Here is a 24,780-nt window from a genome sequence, read left to right on the forward strand (position 1 = left end):
ACACGATTGAGAAACAGCAGCGGCGGGGCCTTCGGGTCCCGCCGTTTGCGTTTGGGGGCAGGGCGCGCGCGGCCCCGGGCGCTCCCGGACAGCAGGTGGCGGTGTCGAGGGACCGATCCACGCGAATGAGCGCCCGAACGGCCTCGGCAGGGCAAGGCGCGCATGGTTCGCGGGCCGGGCAGGCCGACGCCGCGCAGGCGGCTAGATCGGGTGGTCGGCGATCGTGTCCTCGGGATCGTCGGCAACGCTCAGCAATTCGAAGGCCAGCGTTTCCTGCACCGAGCCCGGCACGCCCGAGCGCAGTGCGCGTTCGAACGCGGCGGCCTGGTCGCCCAGCTCGGCCTCTCCAAAGATCGCCGCGGTCCCTGCGAGCTTGTGGACGAGCCGCATCAGCGTCTCGCTGCGCTCATCGGTCACGCCTTTGGCGAGTTCGCCGCTCTCTAGCGCGCCGCGCACCGCTTCGACCGCTTCGCCGCGGCGCTCGGTCCAGCGCGCGACCAGCGCGGGCGAATGGCCCGGGCCTGGCGCGGTGCGCGCAGCGGCAGGGCCGGGCAGTTCGGGGCGCGGCGAGTGGAAAGATTGCTCGCGAGTGTCTTCCTCGCGGCGATGGCGGCGGTCATCGATCCGCGCCGTGGCGGATTCGCAAACGGGCGGCGGGAGTGCGCCGGCAAAGGGCTCTGCGTCGGCGCCATCGCTTTCATCATCACGGAGACCATTGCCTGCGTAAGCGTCAGCAAGGACCGGCTGTTCGCCCTCATCGCACGGAATGTCGACGATCCGCGTTGGCAGCCAGCGCTGGAGCGCGCGCGCCAGGTCTGCAAAGACCAGCGGCTTGGCGAGGTGCGCCTGCATCCCGGCATTGAGCGCGGCAGACACGTCCTCGGGAAAGGCATTGGCTGTGAGCGCGATGATCGGCAGCGTGTCGGGACCGATCCCCTCGGCCCGGATCGCGCGGGTCGCGGCATAGCCATCGCAGCCCGGCATCTGGATATCCATCAGCACCAGGTCAAAGGGCTTGTCGCGCATCACGCTGTCGATGACCATCGCGATCGCCTCGTTGCCGTCATGCGCGATCGCGACCGACTGTCCGCAGCGTTCGAGCATCTCGGTGCCGAGCATGCGATTGACGTCGTGGTCCTCGACCAGAAGCACGCGCGCATGTTGCGGCAGGTCGGCCGGTTCGATCGCGGGCGGTTCGATCTCGTCGCGTTCGTCGGCCTCGATATGCTCTGCGGGAAGCGTGAGGGTGAAGGTCGATCCCTCGCCCGGAAAGCTTTCGACCTCGATCGTGCCGCCGAGCAATTCGGCCAGCTGGCGGCTGATCGTCAGGCCCAGCCCGGTCCCGCCGAACCGGCGCGCGATGTCGCCCTCTCCCTGGGTGAAGGGGGCGAAAATCGACTTGATACGCGACGGGCTGATGCCGATCCCGGTATCGCTGACCGCGATCCTGATCGCGTCGGCATCGGCCTTGCAATGCAATGTCACCGACCCCTGTTCGGTGAACTTGACCGCGTTCCCGACCAGGTTGAGCACGATCTGCCGCAGCCGCAGCGCATCGGTCAGGATCCAGGGACGGTCCTCGGGGATGCCGCCAGTTCCCCCGTGCCAGGGCTCGGCCCGCGGATCGGGGCCTTCGCATACGAGATCGAGCGCGATGCCCTTGTTCTGGGCCGAGGCCCCGTGGAGCATGACGCAATCGTTGAGAGTGCGGAACAGGTCGACCGGGCCTTCATCGACCGCGATCTGGCCCGCCTCGATCTTGGACAGGTCGAGAATGTCATTGAGCAGCAGCATCATCGAGCGGCCCGACTGGACGATCATCTCGGTATGGCGGCGATGCTCCTCGTCGAGCTCGCCCTGCAGGATCAGTTCGGCAAAACCCAGCACCCCGTTCATCGGGGTGCGGATCTCGTGGCTCATATTGGCGAGGAATTCGGACTTGGCGCGCGCCGCGTTCTCGGCGGTGCGGCGGGCGCGGGTGAGCAGCAGTTCGAGCTCGACCCGCTCGGTCACGTCGCGCAGCGAGACGACATAGCCGACCCTCTCGCCGGTCTGCGGGCTGCGCGCGACCGCGCAATCGGCCTCGATGAAAGCGGGCGTGCCGTCCTCGCAATCGTGGAGCCGGCGATAGGTGATACGCTCTTTCTCGCTCTCGCCGGTGGCAAGCCGCCGCACGCATTCATCCATCCGCGCGTGCGAATCGACATGCATTCGCCTGTGGACGGGGCCGCCGAGAAGTTCGGAAGGATCGCGCTGGAGCACTTCGCGCGTCGAGGGCGAGGCGTAGGTCACCACGAAATCGCGGTCGAGCTTGAGCACCGCGTCAGAGACATTCGCGGTCACGAGGCGCAATTCCTCGCGCCCCTTTAACAATTCGCCTGTCAGCCGGTCGCGCCCGGCGAGGATGGCGACGATCGGGAGGCCGGTGAGGAAATTGGCGGCAAGGAAGCTTTGCAACACGAACAATTCGCTGATCGCGGTGGTCGAGTCATTGGCGATCGGGCCGTAATCGGCAAAGGTCATCACCGCCGAGAGTGCCGCCACGCAGGGGACGAACACCGCCGTGCCCACGCTGCCCACGCGAAAGGCGATGACCAGGGTCACCAGCGGAACGATGAACAGGATCGGGTAGGTGTCCTGCCGGAACAGCCCGGCGCAGACCGCGAGGCCCGCCAGCATCGAGATGGCGTGCCGCCCGAATGTCGCGGGATTGAACAGGGTTCGCGACCGGATCGCCTCGGCGATCACCAGAGCGCCGGGAACGATCACGATCATCCCCACGCAATCGGCGATGAACCAGGACAGCATTTCGTCGAGCGGTACCTCGCTCGCCGGGATCAGCGCAAAGGAGGCGACCGTCATCGAGACGAGCGGCGCGATCAGCGCGCCATATTGGAGGAACCGGCCGAGTTCGGAGAGGTCGGACATGTCCGGGACCCGGCGGCAGGTAAAGCGCAGCAGCGCCGGCACCAGCATGACCTCGCACAGATTGGCGAGCGTGAAGATCAGCGAGGTCAGGAACGGGTTGCCCGCCAGCCAGTTGGCCATCACGCTGCCGACCGCGACCCCGGCAAGCAAAGGCCACTCATTGCGCAGGCGCGCCAGCAGCAGCACCGCCACCGCACTCGCATTGGGCAGCCACACGCTCGCCAGGGTGGCGTCGAACCGCCAGAGCGCCAGGCACAAGGATGCGAGGATGAAGAAACCCGACGCCGCGCCCAGCCCGTAGGCGAGGCTGCGCAGGTCTAGAACCCCCGATGCGATCAGGCCGGTGCTGCGCCAGGCAAGACCATCGACGGGACGGCTTATCGCTTCGGCTGGTTTTCTTGCCGTTGCTGCGTAGATTGCACTTTCGACCATTCGCTCCATCGCTTTGCCGGGATGGTGCCCTAGGGAAAAAGGCACCGGTACGGATTGCGGCGTGGACCGCTATCATCGATACCCGGCAGCAACGTCACACAGGTTAGGTCACAAAGGTGCAAACCGGCTATAAGGGAAAACCGAGGGGTGTGCGCTGGCCGCTGGTCGCGGGCATCGTTCTGTTCCACCTCGCTGCGCTGTATGGATTGTCGCGCGCCCTGGCGCCCGAATTCACCGCCGGGATCGAGGAGGAGGTGGTCAGCGCCTTCACCGTCACCGTGACCACGCCCGACGAACCCGAGCCGGTGACCGAGCCCGAACCCGACGAGGGCGCTGCCGGCGCGCCGGGCGAGGAAGCGGTGCCGCAACCGGTTACCGCGCCGACCACTCCGATCCGGAGCAATCCCGAGCCGCGCCCGCGCGCCTCCTCGACCGGAACCGCCACCCGCTCGGGCGCGCGCGAGGCGGGCGATGGCACCGGCGCCGAGGGCGAGGGGCTGGGCACGGGCAGCGGCGATCGCGGCGGCGGACAGGGCAATGGCGTCGCTGTCAGGCCCAGCGTGCGCTCGGGCAGGCTCGACCCGCGGCGCGACTTCCCGGTTCCCCCGGGCGGGCGCGAGACGCGCTTCGGCAAGTCGGTAACGGTGGTCTTCACCGTCCTAGCGGACGGGCGCGCGCGCAACTGCTCGGTCGCGAGCACCAGCGCCGATGCCGAGACCACCGCCCTGGTCTGTCCGCTGGTGATCGAGAAAATCCGCTTCAACCCCGCCCGCACGCGCAGCGGCGACCCGGTCGAGGCGCGCTATGGCTATCGTGTTGATTTCAGGGCGCGATAGGCGACTAGGGGGCAAGTGATGGAGCCGAAATGGCGATGCTCGCATCTGGCTTTCACCCGGCGCGCTGCTAAAGCGAAGATATCATGGCCCAAAACCCAGCCGAACTGCCCGTGATCCACCCCGTCATCCTGTGCGGGGGCAGTGGCACGCGGCTGTGGCCGGCAAGCCGCAAGGCGGCCCCCAAGCCCTTCATCCCGCTTATCGGTCCGCGCACCCTGTTCGAACAATCGCTTGACCGGGTCGCGGGTGATGCGCGCTTTGGCGAACCGATCGTGGTCGCTGGCGCCGCTCATGCCGATCTGATCGCGCAGCAGGCAAAGGGCGCATATCGCCTCGTGATCGAGCCCGAGGCACGCAACACCGCGCCCGCGATCGCGCTCGCCGCCGCGCTCCTGCCTGAAGACGCGATCATGCTGGTCTGCCCCAGCGACCACCATATTGCCGACCAGAACGCGTTTCGCGATGCCGCCCTTGCCGCTGCGCGGCTGGCGCAGGCCGGGCACCTCGTCGCCTTCGGGATCCAGCCCGACCGGCCCGAAACGGGCTATGGCTATCTGCGCCGCGGCGCCGCAATCGATGGCGGCTTTGTCATCGACAGCTTCGTCGAAAAGCCCGATGCCGCGCGCGCCCAGGCCTATTGCGATTGCGGCGAATACAGCTGGAATGGCGGCATATTCGTCTTTCGAGCCGGCCAATTGCTCGCCGAGCTTGCCCAGTACCGGCCAGCCATGGCCGCTGCCGTGCGCGAGGCGGTGGCGAACGGGCGGAGCGAGGGATCGCGCTATTATCCCGAACCTTCGTCCTTCGCCGACATTGCCGGGGAATCGATCGATTACGCGGTGATGGAAAACACGCGCTCGGCCGCGATGGTGCCGGTCGAGATGGGCTGGTCGGATATCGGCAACTGGGCCGCGCTGCACGATGCGCTCGCCGACGAGGCCGACAGCGCCGGCAATGTCGTGCGCGGCAGCGCCGACCTGTCCGATTGCCGCGATGTCCTTGTCACGAGCGATGGCCCGCGCGTCTCGGCGGTCGGGCTCGACGGGGTGTGCATCGTCGTGCGCGACGGCGAAGTGCTGGTCACCACCCGCGATGGCGCGCAGGCGGTCGGCAAGCTGCCCGGGGCAAGCGGGCAATGAACGCCCCGCCGTCCCGCGCGCCCGAACCGCTTGCCACCCGCATGGTTGAGAAGGTCTGGGGCCGCGACCAGTTGCCCGCGCCCTTCGCGGCGCCCGAAGGCAAGCGGATCGGCGAAATCTGGTTCGACCCGCATCCCGATTGCGCGCAATTGCTGGTCAAATATCTGTTCACGAGCGAGAAGCTCTCGGTCCAGGTCCACCCGTCGGACGAACAGGCGCTGGAAGGAGAGGACGGCAAGGCCGAATGCTGGCTGGTCCTCGATGCCGAGCCCGAAGCGCGGCTCGCAATCGGGTTCGAACGCGCGATGAGCACCGGGGAGATCGCCGCCGCGGCGCGCGACGGGGCGATCGAACAATGCCTTGCCTGGCACCAGGCGCGCGCGGGCGATGTCTTCTTCCTTCCGCCCGGGACGGTCCACGCGATCGGCCCCGGCCTCTCGCTGGTCGAGGTCCAGCAGGCCAGCGACACCACCTTCCGGCTCTACGATTACGGACGCGACCGGGCGCTGCATCTCGACCGCGCGCTCGCGGTGGCCGATCCCGGCCCCTATCCGAGCGCGCACCGGGGATCGGTGGCGAGCCGCGGACAGGTGCTCGTCGACACGCCGCATTTCCGCATCGACCGGATCGAGGGCGCGCCCGATGCGCAAACGCTCGAAGATTACGACACCGCGCTGCTCGCCCTGCCGCTCGAAGGCATGCTCGGCGGCAAAGGCAGCGGGCCGGGCGGCACTCCGCGTTTTTCCGCGGGAGGCTGCGTGTGGGCGCCGCGGCTCGCTACGCTCGATTTCAGCGCAGCGCAGGTGACCTTGCTGGTGCGACCCTGCCCCTGATCACGCTGACTAGGCACTTGCGGCGCGAAAAAAGCCGTCAGCTGTCCTCGACCAGCAGCGCGGCGAGATCCTTTCGGCCATAGGGCTTGTGGATCAGCCCCGCGGCGCCAAGCTCGCTCGCTTCCTGGCCGATTTCCGAATAGCCGGTCGCGAGCACGAAGCGGACCCCGCGTCGCTCCAGTTCCTCGGCCACAGGGACCGATGTCTCGTCGCCGAGATTGAAATCGATCAGGGCGAAATCGGGCACCCGTTTCTCGATCGATCGCAATGCCTGTTCGACGCTGCTTTCGACCGCGACCGAGGCTACGCCCAAGTGCCTGAGCATGTCCTCGGTATCGAGAGCGATGATCATGCTGTCCTCGACCACCAGCACGTGGCCGGGCATGTCGCGCTCGCGAGCGCCTGTTGCGGGGGCATCGGCCTTGCCGGTCGCGTCACCGTCTCCGGTCGCTTCCTTCGCGGTCTCGACCCGGTCGACGAACCGCGCGGGGACGAGGAAATCGGCCTCGAGCCCGGTCAGCTTGAAGCGCTGCTCGGCTTCGCCCTTGAGCTCATAGGGGATCGAACGCTCGATGATGGTCGAACCGAAACCGCGCCGACTGGGAGGCTGGACCGGCGGTCCGCCACGCTCGCGCCAGGCAATTGTGAGATCGCCATTGCGGCTACGCCCGACCGTTACCACCAGCGATCCGCCCTTGTTGCCGAGCGCGCCATGCTTGGCTGAATTGGTGACCAGTTCGTGCACCACCAGCGCGAGGACGGTATAGGCCTCGGGCTTGACCAGTACCTGCTCGCCCTTGAGCTGGAAGCGGTCGGTGCGCTCGGTCAGATAGGCGGCCAGCTCGGTCTCGAACAGCGAGGAGAGCGGCGCGGGCGACCAGCTTTCGCGGGTGATGTTGTCGTGCGCACTGGCGAGCGCGGCGATCCGGCCGCCGATGATCGAGGCGAAATCGGTCACGCTCATCGCCTCGTCCTGCGATTGCCCGACCAGGCCGCTGATGAGATTAAGAATATTGCGGACCCGGTGGTTGAGCTCGGCGATCAGCAATTCCTGGTGTTCCTGCGCACGCTTGCGCTCGCGCGAGGCCTCGTCCGACATGCGCAGCACCACTTCGAGCAGGGTGATCCGCAGGTTCTCGGCGATGGTCAGTTCGTCGCTGGACCAGTCATCGCTGCGCCCCTCGACCGTTTCGGCCCAGGCGGCAAAGCTGCCGCGCGGGTCGAGCCGTTCGCCTTCGCGCGCCACCGCCTTGCTCGGATCGCCTGCCCATTGCACCACCTGGGTGAGCGGGCGCCGCCACAGGACGAGAAAATCGCGCGGCGAACGCGAGATCGGAAGCACCAGCGCGCCGGTCACCACGTCGGCAAAGGCAGCGGCTTCGGGGATCTGGTCGGCCAGCGCGCTGACCGCGAGCACCGACGAACTGGGCGCGGCAGCGAGCAGCGGGCTGACCGCGGCGAATTGCTCCGCGCTCGGCGCTGCTCCGCGCGAACGGTATTCGCCCTCCATCAGCACCGAGACCCCGTCATGCGCGATGAGATCGCCGAGCACTTCCTCGAGCATCGGCAGATCGTTGGCGAGCGAAGTGCCCCCGGCGAGCCGGAGCATCAGCTGGTCGTGCAACTCCTTGCCGCGCGCACGCAATTTCTCCGAGCGGTCGATCAGCAGCCGGTCGAGCATCAGCGAGAACATCTGGCTGAACGTCTCGGCCACCGTGCGCAGCGAATAGGCCGGGAGGCGCGGCGAATAATGGTGAAGCGCGAACAGGCCCCACAGCTTGCCATTGCGCACGATCGAGATCGACAAGGACGCCTCGACCCCCATGTTCTTCAGATATTGAAGATGCACCTGCGATTGCGCGCGCAGCACGCTCATCGACATGTCGAGCGGGGCCTGGTCGATGCCGAGCACCGGTTCGATCGGGACTGCCTGCTCGCTCATGTCGCCAAGCACGCGGAACTTGTTGCGCACGAACAGTTCGCGCGCCTGCTGGGGAATGTCGGCGCGCGGATAGCGCAGGCCGAGAAAGGGTTCGAGATCGTCGCGCCGTGCCTCTGCCACCACTTCGCCGCTCTCATCGGGAAGGAAGCGATAGACCATCACCCGGTCATAGCCGAGCATGTCGCGCAGCAATTCGACCGCGGTTTCGAGCAGCTTGCGCTCCTCGCGGATCGGTTCGAGCCGGCGCAAAACCGGGCCGACCAGCGAGAGGTGGTTGGAAAAATCGGCCTCGGCATGGGGCTCGAACTCGATCACCAGCTTGTTGCCCGACTGGTGCATCGCGCAGTCGAGCAGCGGGCCGCCCTGGACCAGCCGGATGCCGAACAACCGCTCGACCGCGTTTTCCGCGTCGATCCGGTCGACCGCCTCGCGCAGGATCGTTATCGCGCGCGGCGTGAACAGCTCGGCGAGCTGCGCCCCGACCTCGGGGAGCGCGCCGAGCCCGGCAATATCGGCGCAATTGAGCGAACGCTGCGCCACGATCCAGTCGCCATTGACCGCGAGCAGCCCGCCAAAGGACTGGACCGCGGGGATGAGGTGGATGGGCTCGCGGTCGCAATCGGTGGGCGCGGGCTGTTGGGGCGCGATATTCACAGCGCGCACTCCTTTGCAGGTTCGGGGGCGGCGGCAAGGCCGGCGGGGGCGGCGCGTTCGAAGGGCTGTTCTGCCAGTGCGGCGAAATGGGAGAAGACCGCGAGCGCGCCGGCGCTGCTGGCGCGCCTCTCGTCTGCGCTTGCAGGCTGCTCGATTGCGGCTCGCAGCGTCTGCCAGAAGGCGAACATCGCGCCGTCGGTGAGAAAGGCGGCGGGCCAGTCCGCGCCGATTTCGCGGGCGATCGCGCGGTTGCCCAGCGCCGATCCTGCCAGCGCCCAGGCGATGCCGAGCTGCGCCGCGCGCGAGCGCGAGGCATGTTCGAATGGCACGATGCCCTGCGCCGGCGCGGCGCCCAGGGCCGCGAGGTCCGAGGCGATCAGCGGGGCCTGGGGCGGCGGGGCGCAATCGTCATCGAAGCCTTGCGCGATCCAGTCCTCCAGAGGACGGCGCGCGGCATGCTGGAGCGCGAGGAAGCGGGCATAACCATCGCGCGAGCGCCAGTCGGCAGCTTCGCGCATCGCGCTATCGAGCCGGTCATGGGCGCTTGCGGTCGCTGCGCGCAGATGCAGGCGCAGATTGTCCACCGAAGCCTTCATCACGCTGCTCTCATCGCGGCAGTTTTGCCCTGCATCGGTATTCACGCGCCCCTGTTCCCGCCGCGCGGTGAGCGCAGGGGCCTTGCGACGGGCCTGACAAAGCGTGCCAGACGCCGCCATCGACCTGTCGGTAGGACAAGAAATGACACAGCGCGGCGGCTTTGGCAAACGCGCGGGGGGCCGGGCCGCTTCTCAATCCTTGGTGAGCAATTTGCCGCCGTGCTTGCGCACCGCGCCTTCGAGCGTTCCGCGCAGGAAGGACAGCATGGCGGGCAGGTCCATTTCGACGGTGACATTGTCCTCGGCGATGTCGATGCCGCCCTCAATCCGCTGGCCCATCGCGTTGACGGTGAGGTTCATCCGGTCCTCGTGCGGCCAGTCGGTCTCGACGCTCGCCATCCCGGCGGGAAAGTGATCGGCGATCTCGTGGCCGTGTTCGTGCATCCGGCGGCGGACCTCGTCCTTGCCGAGCGAGTGGGGGAGTGTGACGCGCATGGGTGAGCCTTAGGGTGTCTTTTGCCGGGTGGTCGAGAGATCGGGGAGCGGGACCCCGGTATCGGGCGCCGCGTCAGTATCGCCGCGCATGTCGGCGATCATCTCGTCGCCGCCGTAGCGATAGTCGAGATAGCGGTCCTTGATCGCGAGATCGTCGAGCGCGCCTTCGGCAAGGCGGCGGGTGACACGATCGACCTCGGCTGAAATGCGTGTGAGGCTGTTGGTCAGCCGCTCGTCGGCGGTCTTGCCGGCATGTTCCTCGCCGCGCATGTGCGCGGGGACCTTGAGATAATCCTGGATAGTCTCGGGAATGTATTCGCCCACCAGTTCGCGCACTTCGCGTGCGGCGGGATGGTCGGCGTCGATTGTTTCGAGCTGAGCGCCCAGCGCATCGAGCTGGACCCCGAGATTTTCGACGATAGCGACAGCAGGCGCGGGCAAAGCAGGGCGCTGCGCTTCGAGCCACAGCTCGGTGCGCGCGACCATCTGGCGCGGATTGCCCTTGCCAAGGTCAGCCAGCTTGGGGGCCTTCACCTTGGGAAATTGCGAGAACAGGATCGCTGCGCCCAGCACCGCGAAAAAGGCGGTGACCACGCCCCAGAACCCGATCCCGCCGAGGATCGCTCCGGCGACCGAGATCGCGACGAAGATCGCCAGCACCGCCGCGCCGAAATAGCCCGCACGTTTCAGCAGGTTCTTGAGCTTGGCATTGGCCGAGCCCTTGCCGATGCTCGCTGAGCTTGCAGGGCGGTGAGTGCCGCCCTCGCGCTGGGTCTGGAGCGATCGGCGGGCGTTCTGGAGGGTCTGGTCGGGGGTTTCCTGCACGCTGTGACGCTTTCCGTTCAGCTATCGAGCGCCAGCAGGCCGGGCTCGGAGGCGACCTTGGCCTGCGCCTGGGCCTGCCCTTCGGCGCGCGCGATATAGCCCTTCGATTTCTCGACCTCGTCGCTCAGAACGTTGACGGTCTGCTTCATGCTGGCAAGCGCGCGCACCTTGAATTCGTCGACCTCGTCCATGGTGTCGTAGATGTTCTGGAAAGCGCGCTGGAGCGTTTCGAGCGGGATCGTAGAGGCGGCGGCCTGTTCGTGGATCTGGCCGGTCTGTTCGCGCAGCAGCGTGCTGGTCGAATCGATAATGTCGCTGGTGGTCTGGTTGAGATTGGTGATCTGGGCGAGCACCAGTTTCTGGTTGGTCATCGCCTGCGCCACCGTCACCGCGGTGCGCAGCGCGCCGACAGTGGTGGTGCTGGCGCGGTCGACGCCTTTCACCAGTTCGACATTGTTCTTCTTGACCAGGTCAAGCGCGAGATAGCCCTGCACGCTGACCGCCATCTGGGTCAGCAGGTCCTGGGTGCGCTGGCGGACATAAAACAGCGCGCTCTCGCGCAGCGCCTTGGCCTTTTCGGGATCGCTCGCGTCGAGTTCGGCGGCCTTGGCCTCGAGCCGTTCGTCGAGCGCCTTGGCGATGTGGATCATCTGCTCGAGCTCGCCCATCGCTTCCCACAGCTTGGCGCGCTCGGTGTCGATCGCGGCATTGTCGAGGTGCAATTCCTTCTTGCCGCCCTCGAGCCTTTCGAGGATCGCCTGGATGTGGCCCTGCGCGCTGGTGTAGCTGTCGAAATAGTTCTTCAGCTTGTTGCCGAATGGGATGATGCCGAACAGCTTGCGCGGGCTCAGCAGCTTGTTCTTGCGGCCCGGATCGAGGTCCTCGACCGTGCGGCGCAATTCGGCCAGGTCGCTGCCGACGCTGCTATCGGCGTCCATCGCGCGCACCGGGCGATCGAGGAAGCGGTTCGAATGGGCAGCGGCGGCGCGGATCTGTTCCTGGCCCATGCGGGTGATCTGGTCGACCTTCTCGCCGAATGCGGGCGAATTGGCATCCACCGAGACGAGGTCGTCGACAAAGGCATCGACCTTGGTGTCGAGCCTCGATTTCTGTTCGTCGGACACCGGAACGAGGCCGGCGGCCTTTTCGGGCGCGACCTGCGGGACCGGGTCGGGCGGGGTCAGCTCGAAATCGGTCGCGGTCTTGGTTTGCGGAGCAAGCTTGGTCTCCGGCGTCGTCTCGGTGCTCATGCGGCTGTTCGGCTCCCTTATGCGGCGCCTCGAGGCGTTTGCTCGCCCGCGCCGCGCTTTCGTAACTGTATTAGTGATCTAAAACACGCGTTTCAAGTCAGACTAGCCGCTTTGCCGTGCATGCGCCAATCCCGGCAGGCGTTCGGTCTGCAAGTCGCGCTTGGCGGCCCTGCGCTTTGGCCGTAAACGGGCGGTCAACTGCCCGAGGGGAACAAGAAACTTGGCCGAAGAACAGACACCGCCGCCCGCGCCGTCGAGCTCGGGCTACACGCCTATCCCTGACAAGCCGGCTGTCACCGGAAAGGACGGGATGTCGATCGGCCGGGTCCTTTTCAGCGTGCGTCGCTGGTGGCGAGAGGACGTGGTCGGCACTGTCGACCAGGCCGAGGTGATCGAGAAGCGGCGCGAGGACTGCCTGTTGTCCGAACGCTATCTGTTCATGACCGCGATGAGCGCCGGCATCGCGGTGCTCGGCCTGCTCCTGTCCTCGCCTGCCGTGGTGATCGGGGCGATGCTCTTGTCGCCGCTGATGGGGCCGATCATGGGACTGGGTTTCGCGCTTGCCATCGGCGATTACCAATGGCTCAAGCAATCGGCGCGCAGCCTGGCCTGGGGCACCATGATGGCGATCGGGCTGACCGGCCTGCTGGTGTTCTTTTCGCCGATCCAGACGATCACGCCAGAAATCGCCGCGCGCACCCAGCCCAACCTGTTCGACCTGTTCGTGGCGCTGTTTTCGGCACTCGCGGGCGCTTACGCGATGATCCGCGGGCGCGAGGGAACGATTGTCGGCGTGGCGATCGCCACCGCCTTGATGCCGCCGCTCGCGACCGTGGGCTTCGGCCTTGCGACCTGGAACTGGACGGTCTTCTCGGGCGCGCTGCTGCTTTACGTCACCAACCTCATAACCATCGCCCTCACCGCCTGGGCGATGGCGCGGCTCTATGGTTTCCAGACCAATCTTTCGGCGCGCAACACCGCGTTCCAGAACGTCGCGATCCTCACTGTCTTCATCGCGCTGGCGGTGCCGCTCGCGCTCTCGCTCCAGCAGATCGCCTGGCAGACCAATGCCCAGCGGATCGTGCGCGCCGAGATCGCCGAGACCTTCGACCAGGATTCGCGCATCAATGCGGTCGAGATCGAGTTCGGCGGCGACCCGATCGCGGTCGCAGCGACCGTCTTCACCCCAAGCCCGCAACTCGATGCCGAGGTCGAGATCGAACGCGCTCTGGCCGCGCGGCTGGATGAGCCGGTCGAATTGACCTTGACGCAATACCAGGTTCCCACGGGCGCGAGCGCGGCCGAACAGGCACAGCTATCAGCCGCCCGCGCGAGCGAGGAGCAGGCCGCGCTGGAGCGGGCGGAAGACCTCGCGAACCGGCTGGCACTGGTCGCGGGCGTGACCGAGGACGACGTGACCGTCGATCGCACCCGCCGCCGCGCCACCGTGCGCGCCGAACGGCTCGACGGGGCGACGCTCGCCGCCTACCGCGCGCTCGAGCGCCGGATTGCAGCGACCGAGCCCGACTGGACGATCGAACTGCTCCCGCCGATCGGGCAATTGCCGCAGGAAATCGCCTTTGGCGAAGATGGCCCGACGCCCGAAGGCGCGCGCGCCCTGGCGGTGATCGAATGGGCGGCGAGCCGGATCGACCTGCCGGTGGTGCTTGTGGGCAATGCGGCCGAGACCACCCAGGCGGCCGAATTGCTAGCCCGGCGCGGGGTGAGCGTGACCGTGCGCCAGGATCGGGGGGCGCTGCGCGCCGAATGGGGCAGCCAGCCCTGAACCTCGCCGGTCGCGGGGCCTATGCCGCGAGTTCGAGCGGGACGATCTCGCCCGAAAGGTAGAGCTTCTTGGCCTTGGCGCGGCTGAGCTTGCCCGACGAGGTGCGCGGCAGCGTGCGCGGCGGGACCAGTTCGACCACGCAGCTCATTCCGGTGACCGAGCGCACCTTGTCGGCGATCTGTTCGCGCAGCTTGACCCGTTCGACGGGGTCGGAAACGCGGCAATGGACCAGCACTGCGGGCGCTTCCTCGCCGCCCTCGGTCTCGACCGAAAAGGCCGCGATGTCGCCGTGGTTGAAGCCGGGCAATTGCTCGACCGCCCACTCGATATCCTGCGGCCAGTGGTTCTTGCCGTTGATGATGATCATGTCCTTGGCGCGGCCGACGATGAACAGGTAGCCATCGGCGGTGTAGCCCATGTCGCCGGTGTCGAGCCAGGCGTCGCCGCTGTCATCGACAACGAGGCAGTCGTCGGTCGCCTCGGTGTTGCGGAAATAGGAATGCATCACGCTCGGCCCGCGGCACCAGACCTTGCCGATCTGGTGGTCGCCGCGCGCATTGCCATCCTCTCCTCGGATCGCGACTTCCATGTCGGGCAGCGGCTTGCCGCAATTGACGATCGCGCGGTAGCGCGCGGGCCGCGAGATGTCGCGCGGCGTGCCCGACAAGCGCTCTTCCTCGACCAGTTCGACCCGGATCCCTTCGCCTGGTGGCATCACCGTGACCGCCAGAACCGCTTCGGCAAGGCCATAGGAGGGGGTGAAGGCACTGGCCTTGAAGCCAGCCTCGGCAAAGGCATTGACGAAACTCTGCATGACGTCGGGGCGGATCATGTCCGCGCCATTGCCCGCGATCCGCCAGCGAGAGAGGTCGAACCGCTCGCCGACATTGCTCTGGCTCGAGATGCGGCGTGCGCAGATATCGTAGCCGAAGGTCGGCGAATAGGAGAGCGTGTTGCCCGGATTGCGGCTGATCATGTCGAGCCATGCCAGCGGGCGGCGGGCAAAGGCATCGGGCTTGAGCAGGTCGGCGCTGACCTGGTTGGCAACCAGCGAGAGGAAACAGCCGACGAGCCCCATGTCGTGATACCACGGCAGCCAGCTCACGCAGCGATCGTTTTCGCCCAGGTGCATGGTGGCGGCATGGCCATAGAGATTGTGGAGCAGCGCCTCGTGCGTGACCGCCACCCCGGTGGGAAAGCGGGTCGAGCCGGAGGAATATTGCAGGTAGCAGATATCCTCGGGCGAGGCTTCGGGCAGGGCGCATTCGGGAGCGGGCCTCCTGGCAAAATCCTGCCAGCTGGTCGCCTCGCAACCCTGCCGCGCCGCCGCGGCCTTGGCCATTTCGGAAATTTCTTCCGGGAAGATCAGGATCATCGGGTCCGAGCTCTTGAGCTGGACCGCGAGCTGGTCGATGTAATTGTCCTTGCCACCGAAAGTGGTCGGCAGGGGCAGCGGGACCGGCCAGGCCCCGGCATAGACACAGGCGCAGAACAGGGCGGCGAATTCGGCGCAGGTTTCCGCGATCAAGGCCACCCGGTCCTCGCGCCCGATCCCCGATGCGATCAGCCGGTGCGCCATGGCGATCGCGTCCTCGCGCATCTCGCGATAGGGATAGGGACGCTGCAGATTGCCGCGCATGTCGTGGAAATTCAGGCCCTTTTCGCTTCGTGCGGCATAATCGACCGCCTCGGTAAAGGTCGCGAATTCGGCGTTGATGCGCGGCAGGTCGCAATCGTTCGGGGTCGGCGTCAGCGTCTGAGCAGCGTCGGTCATGTTATCTGCGATACCTGTTGGTTGCTGCGCGCAAGGGCGCGCTTTGTCCTGTCCCTCGAAGATCCGGCGAAAATGACCCGTCCGGACCAGCCCTCGGTTTCCCATTTGATAAGGACTGTGGCACGAATAAGGCGAAATGGTCTTCCGGAAAAGCAAAACCTCGCGCGAAAGCGGCGCCGGACGGGCCGGAGAGCGCGGCGAACGACCCGCTCGCAGCGTTGCGCGCACGCCGAAGAAAAAGCGCCCGCTCGACGAGACGGCGCTGCGCGACCTCGCGCTTTCCTATGTCGCGCGCTTTGCCACCACCGGGGCAAAGCTCGAACAATATCTCGCCCGCAAGCTGCGCGAACGCGGCGTGGCCGAGGACGCGGACGGGCGCGCAATCACCCCTGACATCACCGGGCTGGTCACCCGCTTTGTCGAACTCGGCTATATCGACGATGCCGCCTATGCGCGGTCCAGGTCGCGCGACCTGACCGCGCGCGGCTATGGCGCGCGGCGGGTCGAACGGGCGCTGTGGGCGGCGGGGGTGGAGGAAGAGGTCCGCCAGGACAGCGCCCCGGGCGAGGCGGCGAGCCGGCGCGCTGCCGCCATGCTCGCGCAGAAGCGGCGTTTCGGCCCCTATGCGATCGATCGCGGCGAGGAGCTGGGCAGGGACGAACGGCACAAGCGCCGCGAGAAACAGGTTGCCGCGATGCTGCGCGCGGGTCATCTTTACGAGCACGTGCGGTTCATTCTCGATGCAGAAGAACCCGCCGATATCGACGAATGGCTGATCGAGGCCGAGGACGACGAGGCAGCAGGAGAGGATTTCCGATGACGAGATGGGGCGCAATTCTGGCAGGGCTGGCACTGGCGGCGTGTTCGAATGTCGGGGTCGCCCAGGACCCCCCGGCAAGCAGCAGCCAGGCACCCACCGCCATGCCCGCTGTCGATCCCGATTCGGGGCTGACACTGATCGACGTCACCATCGTGAGCGGCGATGAGCGGCACCATTTCGTGACCGAGCTTGCAGCGACCGACGAACAGCAGGCGCGCGGGATGATGTTCCGCACCGAGATGGGCGATGACGAGGGCATGCTGTTTCCCTCTCCCACCCCGCAGCCGCGCAGTTTCTGGATGAAGAACACGCCGCTGCCGCTCGACATCATCTTCATCGGCCCCGACGGCCGGATCACCAATATCGAGGCGGGTGTGCCCTATTCGACCGACAGCGTGTTCTCCGACGGGCCGGCCAGCGCGGTGTTCGAGATCCGCGGCGGGCTTTCGGATGAGCTCGGGATCGCACCCGGCGATGCGGTCGCATACGAATTGCCATGATCGCCCGCTCAAGGCTGTGCTTGCCGCTTTCCCTCGCCGCGCGAATCCGCTAACGGCGCAGGCCATGAACCTGCTTGCAAAGATATTCACCTGGTGGGACGGCGCCACCATCGGCACGCACTGGTGGTCCAAGCGCGTCGGCGGCGAACATGTCGGCACCGATGCGCTGGGCAACAAATATTACCGCGCCAAGGGCGGCGACGGGCCGAACACCGGTTCCTACACCCAGAAGGAACGCCGCTGGGTGATCTATAACGGTCCCAATGATGCGAGCCGGGTGCCGAGCGAATGGCACGGCTGGCTCCACGGCGCGTTCGACGACGTGCCCGAAAGCCATCTGCCCCCGCCCAAGATCTGGGAAACCGATTACACCCCCAACGCCACCGGCACCGCCGAGGCCTATCGCCCCGCCGGCGCGCTCGAACGCGGCGGCAAGCGCGCGCGCGCCGACGGCGATTACGAGGCCTGGTCGCCCGAGGGTTGATAGCCGCAATGACCCGCAAGGCGCCTCTTGTCCTCGCCGCTCTCGCCGCGATCGGCCTTGCCGGTTGCGAGCAGTCGCCCGAACAGGACAACGGCGTTGCCAGCGCCCCGATCGAGGACGCCGCGCCCAGCGCCGCGCCTTCCGCAGAGGCGCTCGCCGAACTGGCAGGGGCGACCCCAATGGCAGAGCGCGTCGCCACGATCGGCCTTCTCAACAAGCGCAACAACCTGACCACCGATATCGAGCTGAGCCCCGGCGAAAGCGCCGAGGAAGGCCCGGTGATCGTCACGCTCGCTGCCTGCGAACGCACCGCTCCGCACGAATTTCCGCAGGAGACCGGCGCCTTCGTCCAGGTCGATGTGCGCGAGCGGGGCGAGGACGATCACACGCGGATATTCTCAGGCTGGCTGTTCAGGCAGAACCCCAGCCTCAACGTGGTCGAACACCCGATCTACGATGTCTGGGTCAAGGAATGCGCGATGCGCTTTCCGGGCGAGGAATAGGCAGCGGAGGAAACGGCTTTTCCGGCGCTCGGTGAAGTCGGCTCGCTCCGGGTGAAATCCTGCCAGGCCTCGCGCAGCGCCATCGCCGGAAGACCGCGCGCGCCTGCGAGCAGCTTGAGGTAGTGGGCCTGCGGCATTTCCACCGCCCCCATCGAGGCGAGGTGATCGGTCATGAACTGGCAATCGAGCAGGCGGTATTCGGCGCGGCGCAGGATCGCGACCAGCCAGGCGAGCGCGACCTTGCTGGCATTGGCGCGCACGGTGAACATGCTTTCGCCGCAGAACACCCGGTCGAACGAGACGCCGTAGAGCCCGCCTGCGAGCGTGCGCGCCTCGCCTTCGCCCTCCCAGCACTCGACCGAATGCGCGTGGCCGGCACGGTGGAGCGCGCAATAGCTGTCGATGATGCGCCTGCTGATCCAGCTTTCCGGATGGCCGGGGCGCGGCGCGGCGCAGGCTGCAATCACCGTTTCGAAGGCGGTGTCGATCGTCACCTCGAACCGGTCGGCGCGAAGGGTCTTGCGAAGGCTCTGCGACAGGTGGAGCCCATCGAGCGGGATGATCGCGCGCTCGCGCGGTTCAACCCAGAAAACCTCCTCGTCCTCACGCGAATCGGACATAGGGAAGATCCCGCTGCGATAGGCGAGCAGCAGGGTGTCGACAGGGACAAGGCTGCGCTTGGGTGAATGCATCAGGCCACGGAGCCTAAACCGGCGCCATAAGGCGGAATAGGACCGAAACGACGCCGCGCGAAAGACGTGTTGCCTATTGCCCGCGCCTCGGATAGAGGCGGCTCGCTCCTGCAGGGGTGTAGCTCAGTTGGTAGAGCATCGGTCTCCAAAACCGAGGGCCACGGGTTCGAATCCTGTCACCCCTGCCATTTTTCGCACAATCGGAAAATCCGCGTGACGCCAGGCCCCGGCGGGCCTGTTGCGTGCCGCTCGTCGCGCGTGCCCCGCACCAATACCTAACCCGCTTGCAAGCGCTGTTTCGCCCGATTGGCTGCACCTTGTCGCATGTCCGGCACGGTTCGCGGACGCATTTTCGGGAACCGGGGCTTTCACCGCGGATTGTAAGGAGCGACAACGTCATATGAGAACCAAGGAGATCAGTGCCATGACCTCTGCACCGATTCATTCGAGCGGCCACGACACCTGGAGCAATCCGCGCCCGTTCTCGGACGCGACCTTGCGCCGCATCAAGTATGGCGCGATCCGCCCGATGGAAGAGCCGGGCCTGTTCGAACGCTGGTTCGGTTTCCGCTGACCGCCAGCCCGGTCGGATTTCCTCGAGGCGCTTCGGGTCCCGCCCGTGAACCGGACCCGAACCGCCCGGCCTCGCCTGGGACAGTCCCCCTCCCTCTCCTCCCGGGCCGGCCAAACGAAAAGCGCGCTCCGCCATTTGGCAGGGCGCGCTTTTTGCTTGGGCCTCAGCCAGCCCGGTCGAAGGGTCGCCCCTTCGCGAAGGGCCGTCAGTATTCCTCCGGCTCTTCAGGCGTTGCGACGTGGTGGTCCTCGCCTGCGTCCTTGACGCCTTGCGCGAGCTTGAAGACCACGCCCGAAAGCAGCAGCAGGGCCAGCAGGTTGGGCAGTGCCATCGCCGCGTTCGAGATGTCGCCGAGGCGCCAGACCAGTTCCGATGGCTGGGCGGCAGCGGCGAAGATCACCACGCACCACAGCACCCGCCAGGCGACGTGCAGCTTCTTCTCGCCGCCCCGGGTCGAGCCGGGGAAGCGGTCATAGAGGAAGGTGATCGCGCGCTCGCCGTAATAGCTCCAGGTGAGCAGGGTGGTGAACACGAACAGGATCAGCGCGGTCGATGCCACCAGCGTGCCGATCGCGATCCCGGCGATCTCGACCGGGAAGGCCGCGGCAAAGGCGCCGCTGGTCATCTCGAACCCGACGCGGTCGGATTGCCAGACATAATCGACCGCAGCGCCCGCCGCGGTGAAATCGCCGCGCACGGTGAGGATCACCAGCGCGGTCATGGTGCAGATCACGATCGTGTCGATGAAGGTGCCAAGCATCGCCATGCGCCCCTGCGATTCGGGATCGTTGGTCTGCGCCACCGCGTGAGCGATTGCGGTCGAACCTTGGCCCGCCTCGTTCGAGAACAGCCCGCGCGCAACGCCTGCACGGATCGCCATGATCATCGCTGCCCCGGCAAACCCGCCGACCGCAGCCGAAGGGTTAAAGGCGCTGTGGAAGATCAGGTAAAAGGTCGCCGGAAGCTCGGCGAAATTGATGATCAGCGCGAGGATCGCCATGATGATATAGGCGACCATCATGAACGGAATGATCTTTTCCGCGACCGAGCCGATCGACTTGATCCCGCCGATGATCACCACGAAGACCAGCACCGCGACGATCGCGCCGCCAAGCCATTCCTCGATCCCGAACAATTCGTTGAGGCCATCGGCGACCGCATTGGCCTGGATCGAATTGCCGGTAACAAGAGCGGAGAACAGGGTGCCAAGGCAGAACACCACGGCAAGCCAGGTCCACTTCTTGCCAAGGCCCATCATGATATAGGTCATCGGACCGCCGCGCTTGACCCCGTCGCTGGTAGTCTCGCGGTAGCGGATCGAGAGCGACCCTTCGGCAAAGGCCAGCGCCATGCCGAACAGGGCGGTGATCCACATCCAGAAGATCGCGCCCGGACCGCCCAGCGCGATCGCGGTGGCGACACCGGCGAGATTGCCCGTGCCGACCTGTCCCGAAAGCGCGGTCGACAGCGCGGCGAAGGGCGAAATCTCGCCATCACCGGAGCCCTTGCGCCCGGCCAAGAGGCCCTTGAATGCAGCGCCCAGTTTTCTCAATGGATAGAATTTCAGGCCGATCATGATCCACAGCCCGATCCCGAGCAGGAAGATGGTCATCGGCGGGAAGGGGATGACTTCCACCCCGTTCCAGGTTCCGCCCCAGATAAAATCCGAAACGTTGGTGATCGGCGCGATCCATGCGTCAGCGCCCGATACGTCTGCAGCCATGTTAGGCTATCCCCTTGATTGTGTCCCCGAAGGCGCGAGCGCATTGCGCGGTCCGCCCGTGTTTGGATGCGCGCACGCTAGTGAGGCGAGCGGCGCTTGCCTAGCCCTTGCGCGCGCGTTTTGCCCCTTGCCTTGTCGGGCGTGGGGCCATATGAGCATCGCCAATTCCGACATCGGCAAGACACCAGGCCACTTCCGAGACCCTTGTCCCGGACGGCGACGGGTCCTACCTGAAAGCCGGATCGTAACCGACTGACTGACGCGAAGGCGAACACCGACATGGCTGGCGAACAAAAGGCCGTAAAAAAAGAGCGCAAGACCTCTATCCCTGAATTCGTGAACCAGGTCCGCACCGAGACCAGCAAGGTCGTGTGGCCGACCTGGCCCGAAACCGTGCGCACCGCGATCTTCGTGTTCATCTTCATGGTGCTGCTCGCGCTGTTCTTCTTCGGGGTCGACAGCCTCTTCAACGCGGTCGTCAATTTCCTTCTGACGCTCGCTTAAAAAAACCTTCACGCATTCGAGGATCCTACCCATGTCCCGCTGGTACATCATCCACGCCTATTCCGGTTTCGAGAACAAGGTGAAGGAGGCGATCATCGCCGAAGCCGAACGGCTCGGCCTGTCCGAAGGCGTCGAGGAGATCGAGGTCCCGACCGAGACGATCACCGAGGTCAAGCGCGGCAAGAAGGTCCAGACCGAGCGCAAGTTCATGCCCGGCTATGTCCTCGCCAAGCTGCGGATGAACGACGACATCTATCACCTCGTCAAGAACACCCCCAAGGTGACCGGCTTCCTCGGCAACAACAACAAGCCGCAGCCGATTTCCGAGAAGGAGGCCGCGCGCTATTTCGGCGGCGTCGAGGAAGCCAAGAGCGCGCCCAAGACGCAGGTCAGCGTCGATTACGAGATCGGCGACAGCGTCAAGGTGCTCGACGGGCCCTTCGCCAGCTTCAACGGCGTGGTCGAGGAACTCGATTTCGACAAGGCCAAGGTCAAGGTCTCGGTCTCGATCTTCGGCCGTGCAACCCCGGTCGAGCTCGATTTCGAACAGGTCGAACTGGTCAAGTAACCGCGCACAGCCGCGCACATAGCCGCGCAATGGGGCGCTCAGGCGCGCTCAGGCGCGCCGGACACGATTTTCCTACCGGGCATGGCGCCGTCTATCACCGGCTCCATGCCCGTTTTGCATCCCGCTTGCGCTCCCGTCCGTTCCGCTGATCGCTTTTGTCGATCAATGGGGCGCAATGTGATCGATCGGTTTTTTGCGCCAGGACAGTGTTCCATGTGTTCCAGCCGTGCCGCACGCGCGACGAACGGTTGGCGCCCGGACCTTTGGGTGCGTGGCGGCGAAATGCGCATCAGGCGCGCCAATTGCGTGCTTGCGATTCGCGCCAGAATCGCTATGTGCGCGCCTTCCCTTCACATGACGGGAAACCCGCGCGGGAGGCATGCCTGATGGCAGGCCGCTGGACCGCTTAACATGAGCCGCGTGTCGAAAGAGCGCGGCAACAGTGCGAAAGGAGGCCAGTAATGGCCAAGAAAATCGAAGGCTACATCAAGCTGCAGGTGCCTGCCGGCACCGCCAATCCGAGCCCGCCCATCGGCCCGGCTTTGGGTCAGCGCGGCGTCAACATCATGGAATTCTGCAAGGCGTTCAACGCCGCCACGCAGGACATGGAAAAGAACGCCCCGATCCCCACCACGATCACCGTCTATGCGGACCGTTCGTTCACCTTCACCACCAAGACCCCGCCTGCGAGCTACCTGCTCAAGAAGGCCGCCAAGGTGAAGAAGGGCTCGGGCGAACCGAACAAGGACAAGGTCGGCAAGATCAGCCGTTCGCAGCTCAAGGAAATCGCCGAGACCAAGATGAAGGATCTCAACGCGAACGACATCGACCAGGCAATCAAGATCATCGAGGGCTCCGCCGTCTCGATGGGTCTCGAAGTGACGGAGGGCTGAACCCATGGCCAAGCAGACCAAGAAGCAGAAGGCTGTCAGCCAGCTCGACACCGAAAAGCTCTACACCGTCGATGAAGCCATCGCGACCCTGCGCGAGCACAAGGCCAAGTTCGACGAGACCGTGGAACTCGCGATCAATCTCGGCGTCGATCCGCGCCACGCCGACCAGATGGTCCGCGGCATGGTCTCGCTCCCGAGCGGCACCGGCAAGGACGTCAAGGTCGCGGTCTTTGCCCGCGGCGACAATGCCGAGAAGGCAACCGCGGCAGGCGCTGACAAGGTCGGTGCCGAAGACCTGATGGAAGAGATGCAGAACGGCAATCTCGACTATGACCGCGTGATCGCCACCCCCGACATGATGGGCGTGGTCGGCCGCCTGGGCAAGCTGCTCGGCCCCAAGGGCCTGATGCCGAACCCCAAGCTCGGCACCGTCACTCCGAACGTCGAACAGGCGGTCAAGGACGCCAAGGGCGGCCAGGTCGAGTTTCGCGTCGAGAAGATGGGCATCATCCACTCGGGCATCGGCAAGCTGTCGTTCAAGGACGAGGACCTCAAGGCGAACTTCAAGGCGCTCACCGATGCGGTGGTCAAGGCCAAGCCGTCGGGCGCCAAGGGCAAGTATGTCAAGAAGGTCTCGCTGACCTCGACCATGGGCCCCGGCCTCAAGGTCGATCTTGCGGAGGTCGAAGGCGCCTAAGACGCTTTCCTACTGCAACAGGACCTGAAAAAAGGGGTCGGGAGACATGGTCTTCCGGCCCCTTTTTCTTGCGCTGCGGGCCGGTGTGCTTGCCGGGGCGGCGGTGTTTGTCGGAAATTATCGCGAGGTGCTGCGTTGTCAGGGCAAAGGAGCCAATTGTCATGACTGCCAGGATTATCATCGCGCTAGTCGCCATCGCCGCTTTCGTCGCGACACTCATCCTCGATTCGCGCCTCGCCCCGATCGTCGGGGCCGCGGCGCTGCTGGGGGTCTTCATCTTCGGCTGGTGGAGCAATCGCCAGGCCAATGACGGCAGCTATCGCCGCGCCGAGCAGGCCACCCGGATGCAGAAGGAAACCCGCACCGGTCCGCGCACGGAATGATGCGTGATAGTTGCGCCTAGGCGCGCAACAGCGAGCGTATCCGTGCCAATGCAGGGGTGCGCTCGGTCAGGGTCCTTGCTCCTGCGACCGCCGCATCGAAGCCGGTGCGCGCCGCGACCAGCGTGCGGTTGAACGCGGTCGGGGTGAGAAGGACGAAGCTGGCGCAATCCGCGCTCGCGGTCCCGAACATCGCCTTGTGCGAGCCTTCGCCCTCGGTGAAGTCGAAATGGGTGAAACGCTGTTCGGCGAACAGCGCCTCGAGCGCCTCGCATTGCAGCACGGTGCCCGGTGACAGCCGGGCGAATTCGGGATCGTGCCCGACATGGGCATAGACCACAGTGGTGCCGGTCACCGGCAGAGCGAGATAGGCGATCGGCTCTCCCTTCGCCCACAAGAGGAAACAGCGCAGCCGGTCGTCCTCGGCCGCCTCGAGCATCGAGAGCCGCGCTCCGGTCGTGTCGGGCAGCCCGGCATCGAGCAGCCGCGCCTGGTATGTGCGCGCCGACAGCGGCAGCGCGGCGTCGAGAAAGGCGGCGACCTCGCCGGCGCTGGCATGGCGGGTCACTTCGTAGCCGCCGGTCTCGCGCGCGAGCTTGCGCGCCTTGCGCTGGAGAGTGGAGCGGGTCTTGGAGGAGAATTGGGCCAGGTAATCGGAATAGCTCCCCTCCATCGCGATGAAATGGCGGCGGTAATCCTGGCGCGATCCGGCGACATGGCCGGGAAAAGTCGAGGCGATCGTATCGAGGGCAGCACGAGGGGCCGAAAGCACGCGCAACCCGTCGGGCCCCGGGTCGGGAGGCTCGGGCAGGCCGGCGGCATCACCATGCTGCTCGCCGAGCGCAAGCACCTCTGCGAGCGAGAAGCTCCAGGTCGTCAGCGCCCGCGATACGGCAAGCAGCCGGCGGGAGCCGATGGTGAAGTCGATGGAGGCGTTGGCGTGCATGTGGGC

Annotated in this window: 24 protein-coding genes and 1 tRNA gene; 15 read left to right on the forward strand and 10 right to left on the reverse strand. The window is 66.0% G+C overall.

The annotated features are described in order from the left end of the window. Window positions 1-201: 201 nt before the first annotated feature. Entirely contained in the window at window positions 202-3,360 is a 3,159-nt protein-coding gene (locus ACKTSM_RS03895) for an ATP-binding protein (RefSeq protein WP_407875818.1), read from the reverse strand. Window positions 3,361-3,509: 149 nt separating this feature from the next. On the opposite strand from ACKTSM_RS03895, the gene ACKTSM_RS03900 reads away from it, so the two are divergent. The 3 genes from ACKTSM_RS03900 to ACKTSM_RS03910 all read left to right on the forward strand — a co-directional run bounded on the left by ACKTSM_RS03900 (window position 3,510) and on the right by ACKTSM_RS03910 (window position 6,168). Continuing rightward, a complete protein-coding gene (locus ACKTSM_RS03900; protein WP_407875819.1) occupies window positions 3,510-4,196 on the forward strand; it encodes a hypothetical protein in 687 nt (228 codons plus the stop codon). Window positions 4,197-4,279: 83 nt separating this feature from the next. Further along, complete coding sequence (locus tag ACKTSM_RS03905; protein ID WP_407875820.1) at window positions 4,280-5,335, forward strand: mannose-1-phosphate guanylyltransferase; 1,056 nt, start codon at window positions 4,280-4,282, stop codon at window positions 5,333-5,335. Then, window positions 5,332-6,168: a class I mannose-6-phosphate isomerase gene (locus ACKTSM_RS03910; RefSeq protein ID WP_407875821.1), complete on the forward strand. Its 837-nt coding sequence runs from the start codon at window positions 5,332-5,334 to the stop codon at window positions 6,166-6,168. Before ACKTSM_RS03905 ends, ACKTSM_RS03910 begins: the two co-directional genes overlap by 4 nt. Window positions 6,169-6,205: 37 nt before the next feature. Here the strand turns inward: ACKTSM_RS03910 and ACKTSM_RS03915 are convergent, their stop codons facing one another. From ACKTSM_RS03915 to ACKTSM_RS03935, 5 genes are all read right to left on the reverse strand, one after another. Further along, complete coding sequence (locus tag ACKTSM_RS03915; RefSeq protein WP_407875822.1) at window positions 6,206-8,764, reverse strand: HWE histidine kinase domain-containing protein; 2,559 nt, start codon at window positions 8,762-8,764, stop codon at window positions 6,206-6,208. Then, window positions 8,761-9,360 (reverse strand): biliverdin-producing heme oxygenase, encoded by a 600-nt coding sequence (locus tag ACKTSM_RS03920; protein WP_407875823.1) that lies wholly within the window; start codon window positions 9,358-9,360, stop codon window positions 8,761-8,763. Before ACKTSM_RS03920 ends, ACKTSM_RS03915 begins: the two co-directional genes overlap by 4 nt. A gap of 192 nt (window positions 9,361-9,552) precedes the next feature. After that, window positions 9,553-9,855: a polyhydroxyalkanoic acid system family protein gene (locus ACKTSM_RS03925; protein WP_407875824.1), complete on the reverse strand. Its 303-nt coding sequence runs from the start codon at window positions 9,853-9,855 to the stop codon at window positions 9,553-9,555. A 9-nt stretch (window positions 9,856-9,864) separates the two neighbouring features. After that, the gene (locus tag ACKTSM_RS03930; RefSeq protein WP_407875825.1) at window positions 9,865-10,680 is read right to left on the reverse strand and encodes a hypothetical protein; all 816 of its coding nucleotides are present in this window, start codon (window positions 10,678-10,680) and stop codon (window positions 9,865-9,867) included. A gap of 17 nt (window positions 10,681-10,697) precedes the next feature. Continuing rightward, on the reverse strand, window positions 10,698-11,930 hold the full coding sequence (locus ACKTSM_RS03935) for a toxic anion resistance protein (RefSeq protein ID WP_407875826.1): 1,233 nt from the start codon (window positions 11,928-11,930) through the stop codon (window positions 10,698-10,700). Between the two features lie 220 nt (window positions 11,931-12,150). Here ACKTSM_RS03935 and ACKTSM_RS03940 point away from each other — a divergent pair, with 220 nt between their 5' ends. After that, window positions 12,151-13,716, forward strand: a complete 1,566-nt coding sequence (locus tag ACKTSM_RS03940; RefSeq protein WP_407875827.1) for a TIGR00341 family protein — start codon at window positions 12,151-12,153, stop codon at window positions 13,714-13,716. Window positions 13,717-13,735: 19 nt separating this feature from the next. Here ACKTSM_RS03940 and ACKTSM_RS03945 read toward each other — a convergent pair whose 3' ends face one another. Then, the gene (locus ACKTSM_RS03945) at window positions 13,736-15,490 is read right to left on the reverse strand and encodes a fatty acyl-AMP ligase (protein WP_407875828.1); all 1,755 of its coding nucleotides are present in this window, start codon (window positions 15,488-15,490) and stop codon (window positions 13,736-13,738) included. 136 nt (window positions 15,491-15,626) lie between these two features. Here ACKTSM_RS03945 and ACKTSM_RS03950 point away from each other — a divergent pair, with 136 nt between their 5' ends. The 4 genes from ACKTSM_RS03950 (at window position 15,627) to ACKTSM_RS03965 (ending at window position 17,797) form a co-directional block, all read left to right on the forward strand. Next, on the forward strand, window positions 15,627-16,310 hold the full coding sequence (locus ACKTSM_RS03950) for a regulatory protein RecX (RefSeq protein WP_407875829.1): 684 nt from the start codon (window positions 15,627-15,629) through the stop codon (window positions 16,308-16,310). Next, window positions 16,307-16,810 carry a DUF192 domain-containing protein gene (locus ACKTSM_RS03955; RefSeq protein ID WP_407875830.1) on the forward strand — a complete coding sequence of 168 codons (504 nt, stop codon included), beginning with the start codon at window positions 16,307-16,309 and terminating at the stop codon, window positions 16,808-16,810. The genes ACKTSM_RS03950 and ACKTSM_RS03955 overlap by 4 nt, the downstream gene beginning before the upstream one ends. 64 nt (window positions 16,811-16,874) lie before the next feature. Continuing rightward, on the forward strand, window positions 16,875-17,294 hold the full coding sequence (locus ACKTSM_RS03960; RefSeq protein ID WP_407875831.1) for an NADH:ubiquinone oxidoreductase subunit NDUFA12: 420 nt from the start codon (window positions 16,875-16,877) through the stop codon (window positions 17,292-17,294). A gap of 8 nt (window positions 17,295-17,302) precedes the next feature. After that, window positions 17,303-17,797 (forward strand): DUF2155 domain-containing protein, encoded by a 495-nt coding sequence (locus ACKTSM_RS03965; RefSeq protein ID WP_407875832.1) that lies wholly within the window; start codon window positions 17,303-17,305, stop codon window positions 17,795-17,797. Here the strand turns inward: ACKTSM_RS03965 and aat are convergent. After that, entirely contained in the window at window positions 17,746-18,489 is a 744-nt protein-coding gene (gene aat, locus ACKTSM_RS03970; protein WP_407875833.1) for a leucyl/phenylalanyl-tRNA--protein transferase, read from the reverse strand. The genes ACKTSM_RS03965 and aat overlap by 52 nt on opposite strands. Window positions 18,490-18,601: 112 nt before the next feature. Here aat and ACKTSM_RS03975 point away from each other — a divergent pair. Both ACKTSM_RS03975 and ACKTSM_RS03980 read left to right on the forward strand, forming a co-directional pair. Then, a tRNA-Trp gene (locus tag ACKTSM_RS03975) sits at window positions 18,602-18,677 on the forward strand. Between the two features lie 236 nt (window positions 18,678-18,913). Continuing rightward, on the forward strand, window positions 18,914-19,063 hold the full coding sequence (locus ACKTSM_RS03980) for a hypothetical protein (RefSeq protein WP_407875834.1): 150 nt from the start codon (window positions 18,914-18,916) through the stop codon (window positions 19,061-19,063). Between the two features lie 205 nt (window positions 19,064-19,268). Here ACKTSM_RS03980 and ACKTSM_RS03985 read toward each other — a convergent pair whose 3' ends face one another. Further along, window positions 19,269-20,786 (reverse strand): alanine/glycine:cation symporter family protein, encoded by a 1,518-nt coding sequence (locus ACKTSM_RS03985; protein ID WP_407875835.1) that lies wholly within the window; start codon window positions 20,784-20,786, stop codon window positions 19,269-19,271. Between the two features lie 279 nt (window positions 20,787-21,065). Between ACKTSM_RS03985 and secE the strand changes: the two genes are divergently transcribed. The 5 genes from secE (at window position 21,066) to ACKTSM_RS04010 (ending at window position 23,831) form a co-directional block, all read left to right on the forward strand. Continuing rightward, window positions 21,066-21,290 carry a preprotein translocase subunit SecE gene (secE, locus tag ACKTSM_RS03990; protein ID WP_407875836.1) on the forward strand — a complete coding sequence of 75 codons (225 nt, stop codon included), beginning with the start codon at window positions 21,066-21,068 and terminating at the stop codon, window positions 21,288-21,290. 31 nt (window positions 21,291-21,321) lie between these two features. Next, window positions 21,322-21,858, forward strand: a complete 537-nt coding sequence (gene nusG / locus ACKTSM_RS03995; RefSeq protein WP_407875837.1) for a transcription termination/antitermination protein NusG — start codon at window positions 21,322-21,324, stop codon at window positions 21,856-21,858. Between the two features lie 461 nt (window positions 21,859-22,319). Beyond that, a complete protein-coding gene (gene rplK, locus ACKTSM_RS04000; protein ID WP_407875838.1) occupies window positions 22,320-22,751 on the forward strand; it encodes a 50S ribosomal protein L11 in 432 nt (143 codons plus the stop codon). Window positions 22,752-22,755: 4 nt separating this feature from the next. Next, window positions 22,756-23,448, forward strand: coding sequence for a 50S ribosomal protein L1 (gene rplA, locus ACKTSM_RS04005; RefSeq protein WP_407875839.1), 693 nt, complete (start codon window positions 22,756-22,758; stop codon window positions 23,446-23,448). Between the two features lie 161 nt (window positions 23,449-23,609). Further along, the gene (locus ACKTSM_RS04010) at window positions 23,610-23,831 is read left to right on the forward strand and encodes a hypothetical protein (RefSeq protein WP_407875840.1); all 222 of its coding nucleotides are present in this window, start codon (window positions 23,610-23,612) and stop codon (window positions 23,829-23,831) included. 16 nt (window positions 23,832-23,847) lie between these two features. Here ACKTSM_RS04010 and ACKTSM_RS04015 read toward each other — a convergent pair whose 3' ends face one another. Then, window positions 23,848-24,774, reverse strand: coding sequence for a GNAT family N-acetyltransferase (locus ACKTSM_RS04015; protein WP_407875841.1), 927 nt, complete (start codon window positions 24,772-24,774; stop codon window positions 23,848-23,850). Window positions 24,775-24,780: the final 6 nt, after the last annotated feature.

The organism is Qipengyuania nanhaisediminis, from assembly GCF_045862805.1.
GTDB classification, from domain to species: Bacteria; Pseudomonadota; Alphaproteobacteria; order Sphingomonadales; family Sphingomonadaceae; genus Erythrobacter; species Erythrobacter nanhaisediminis_A.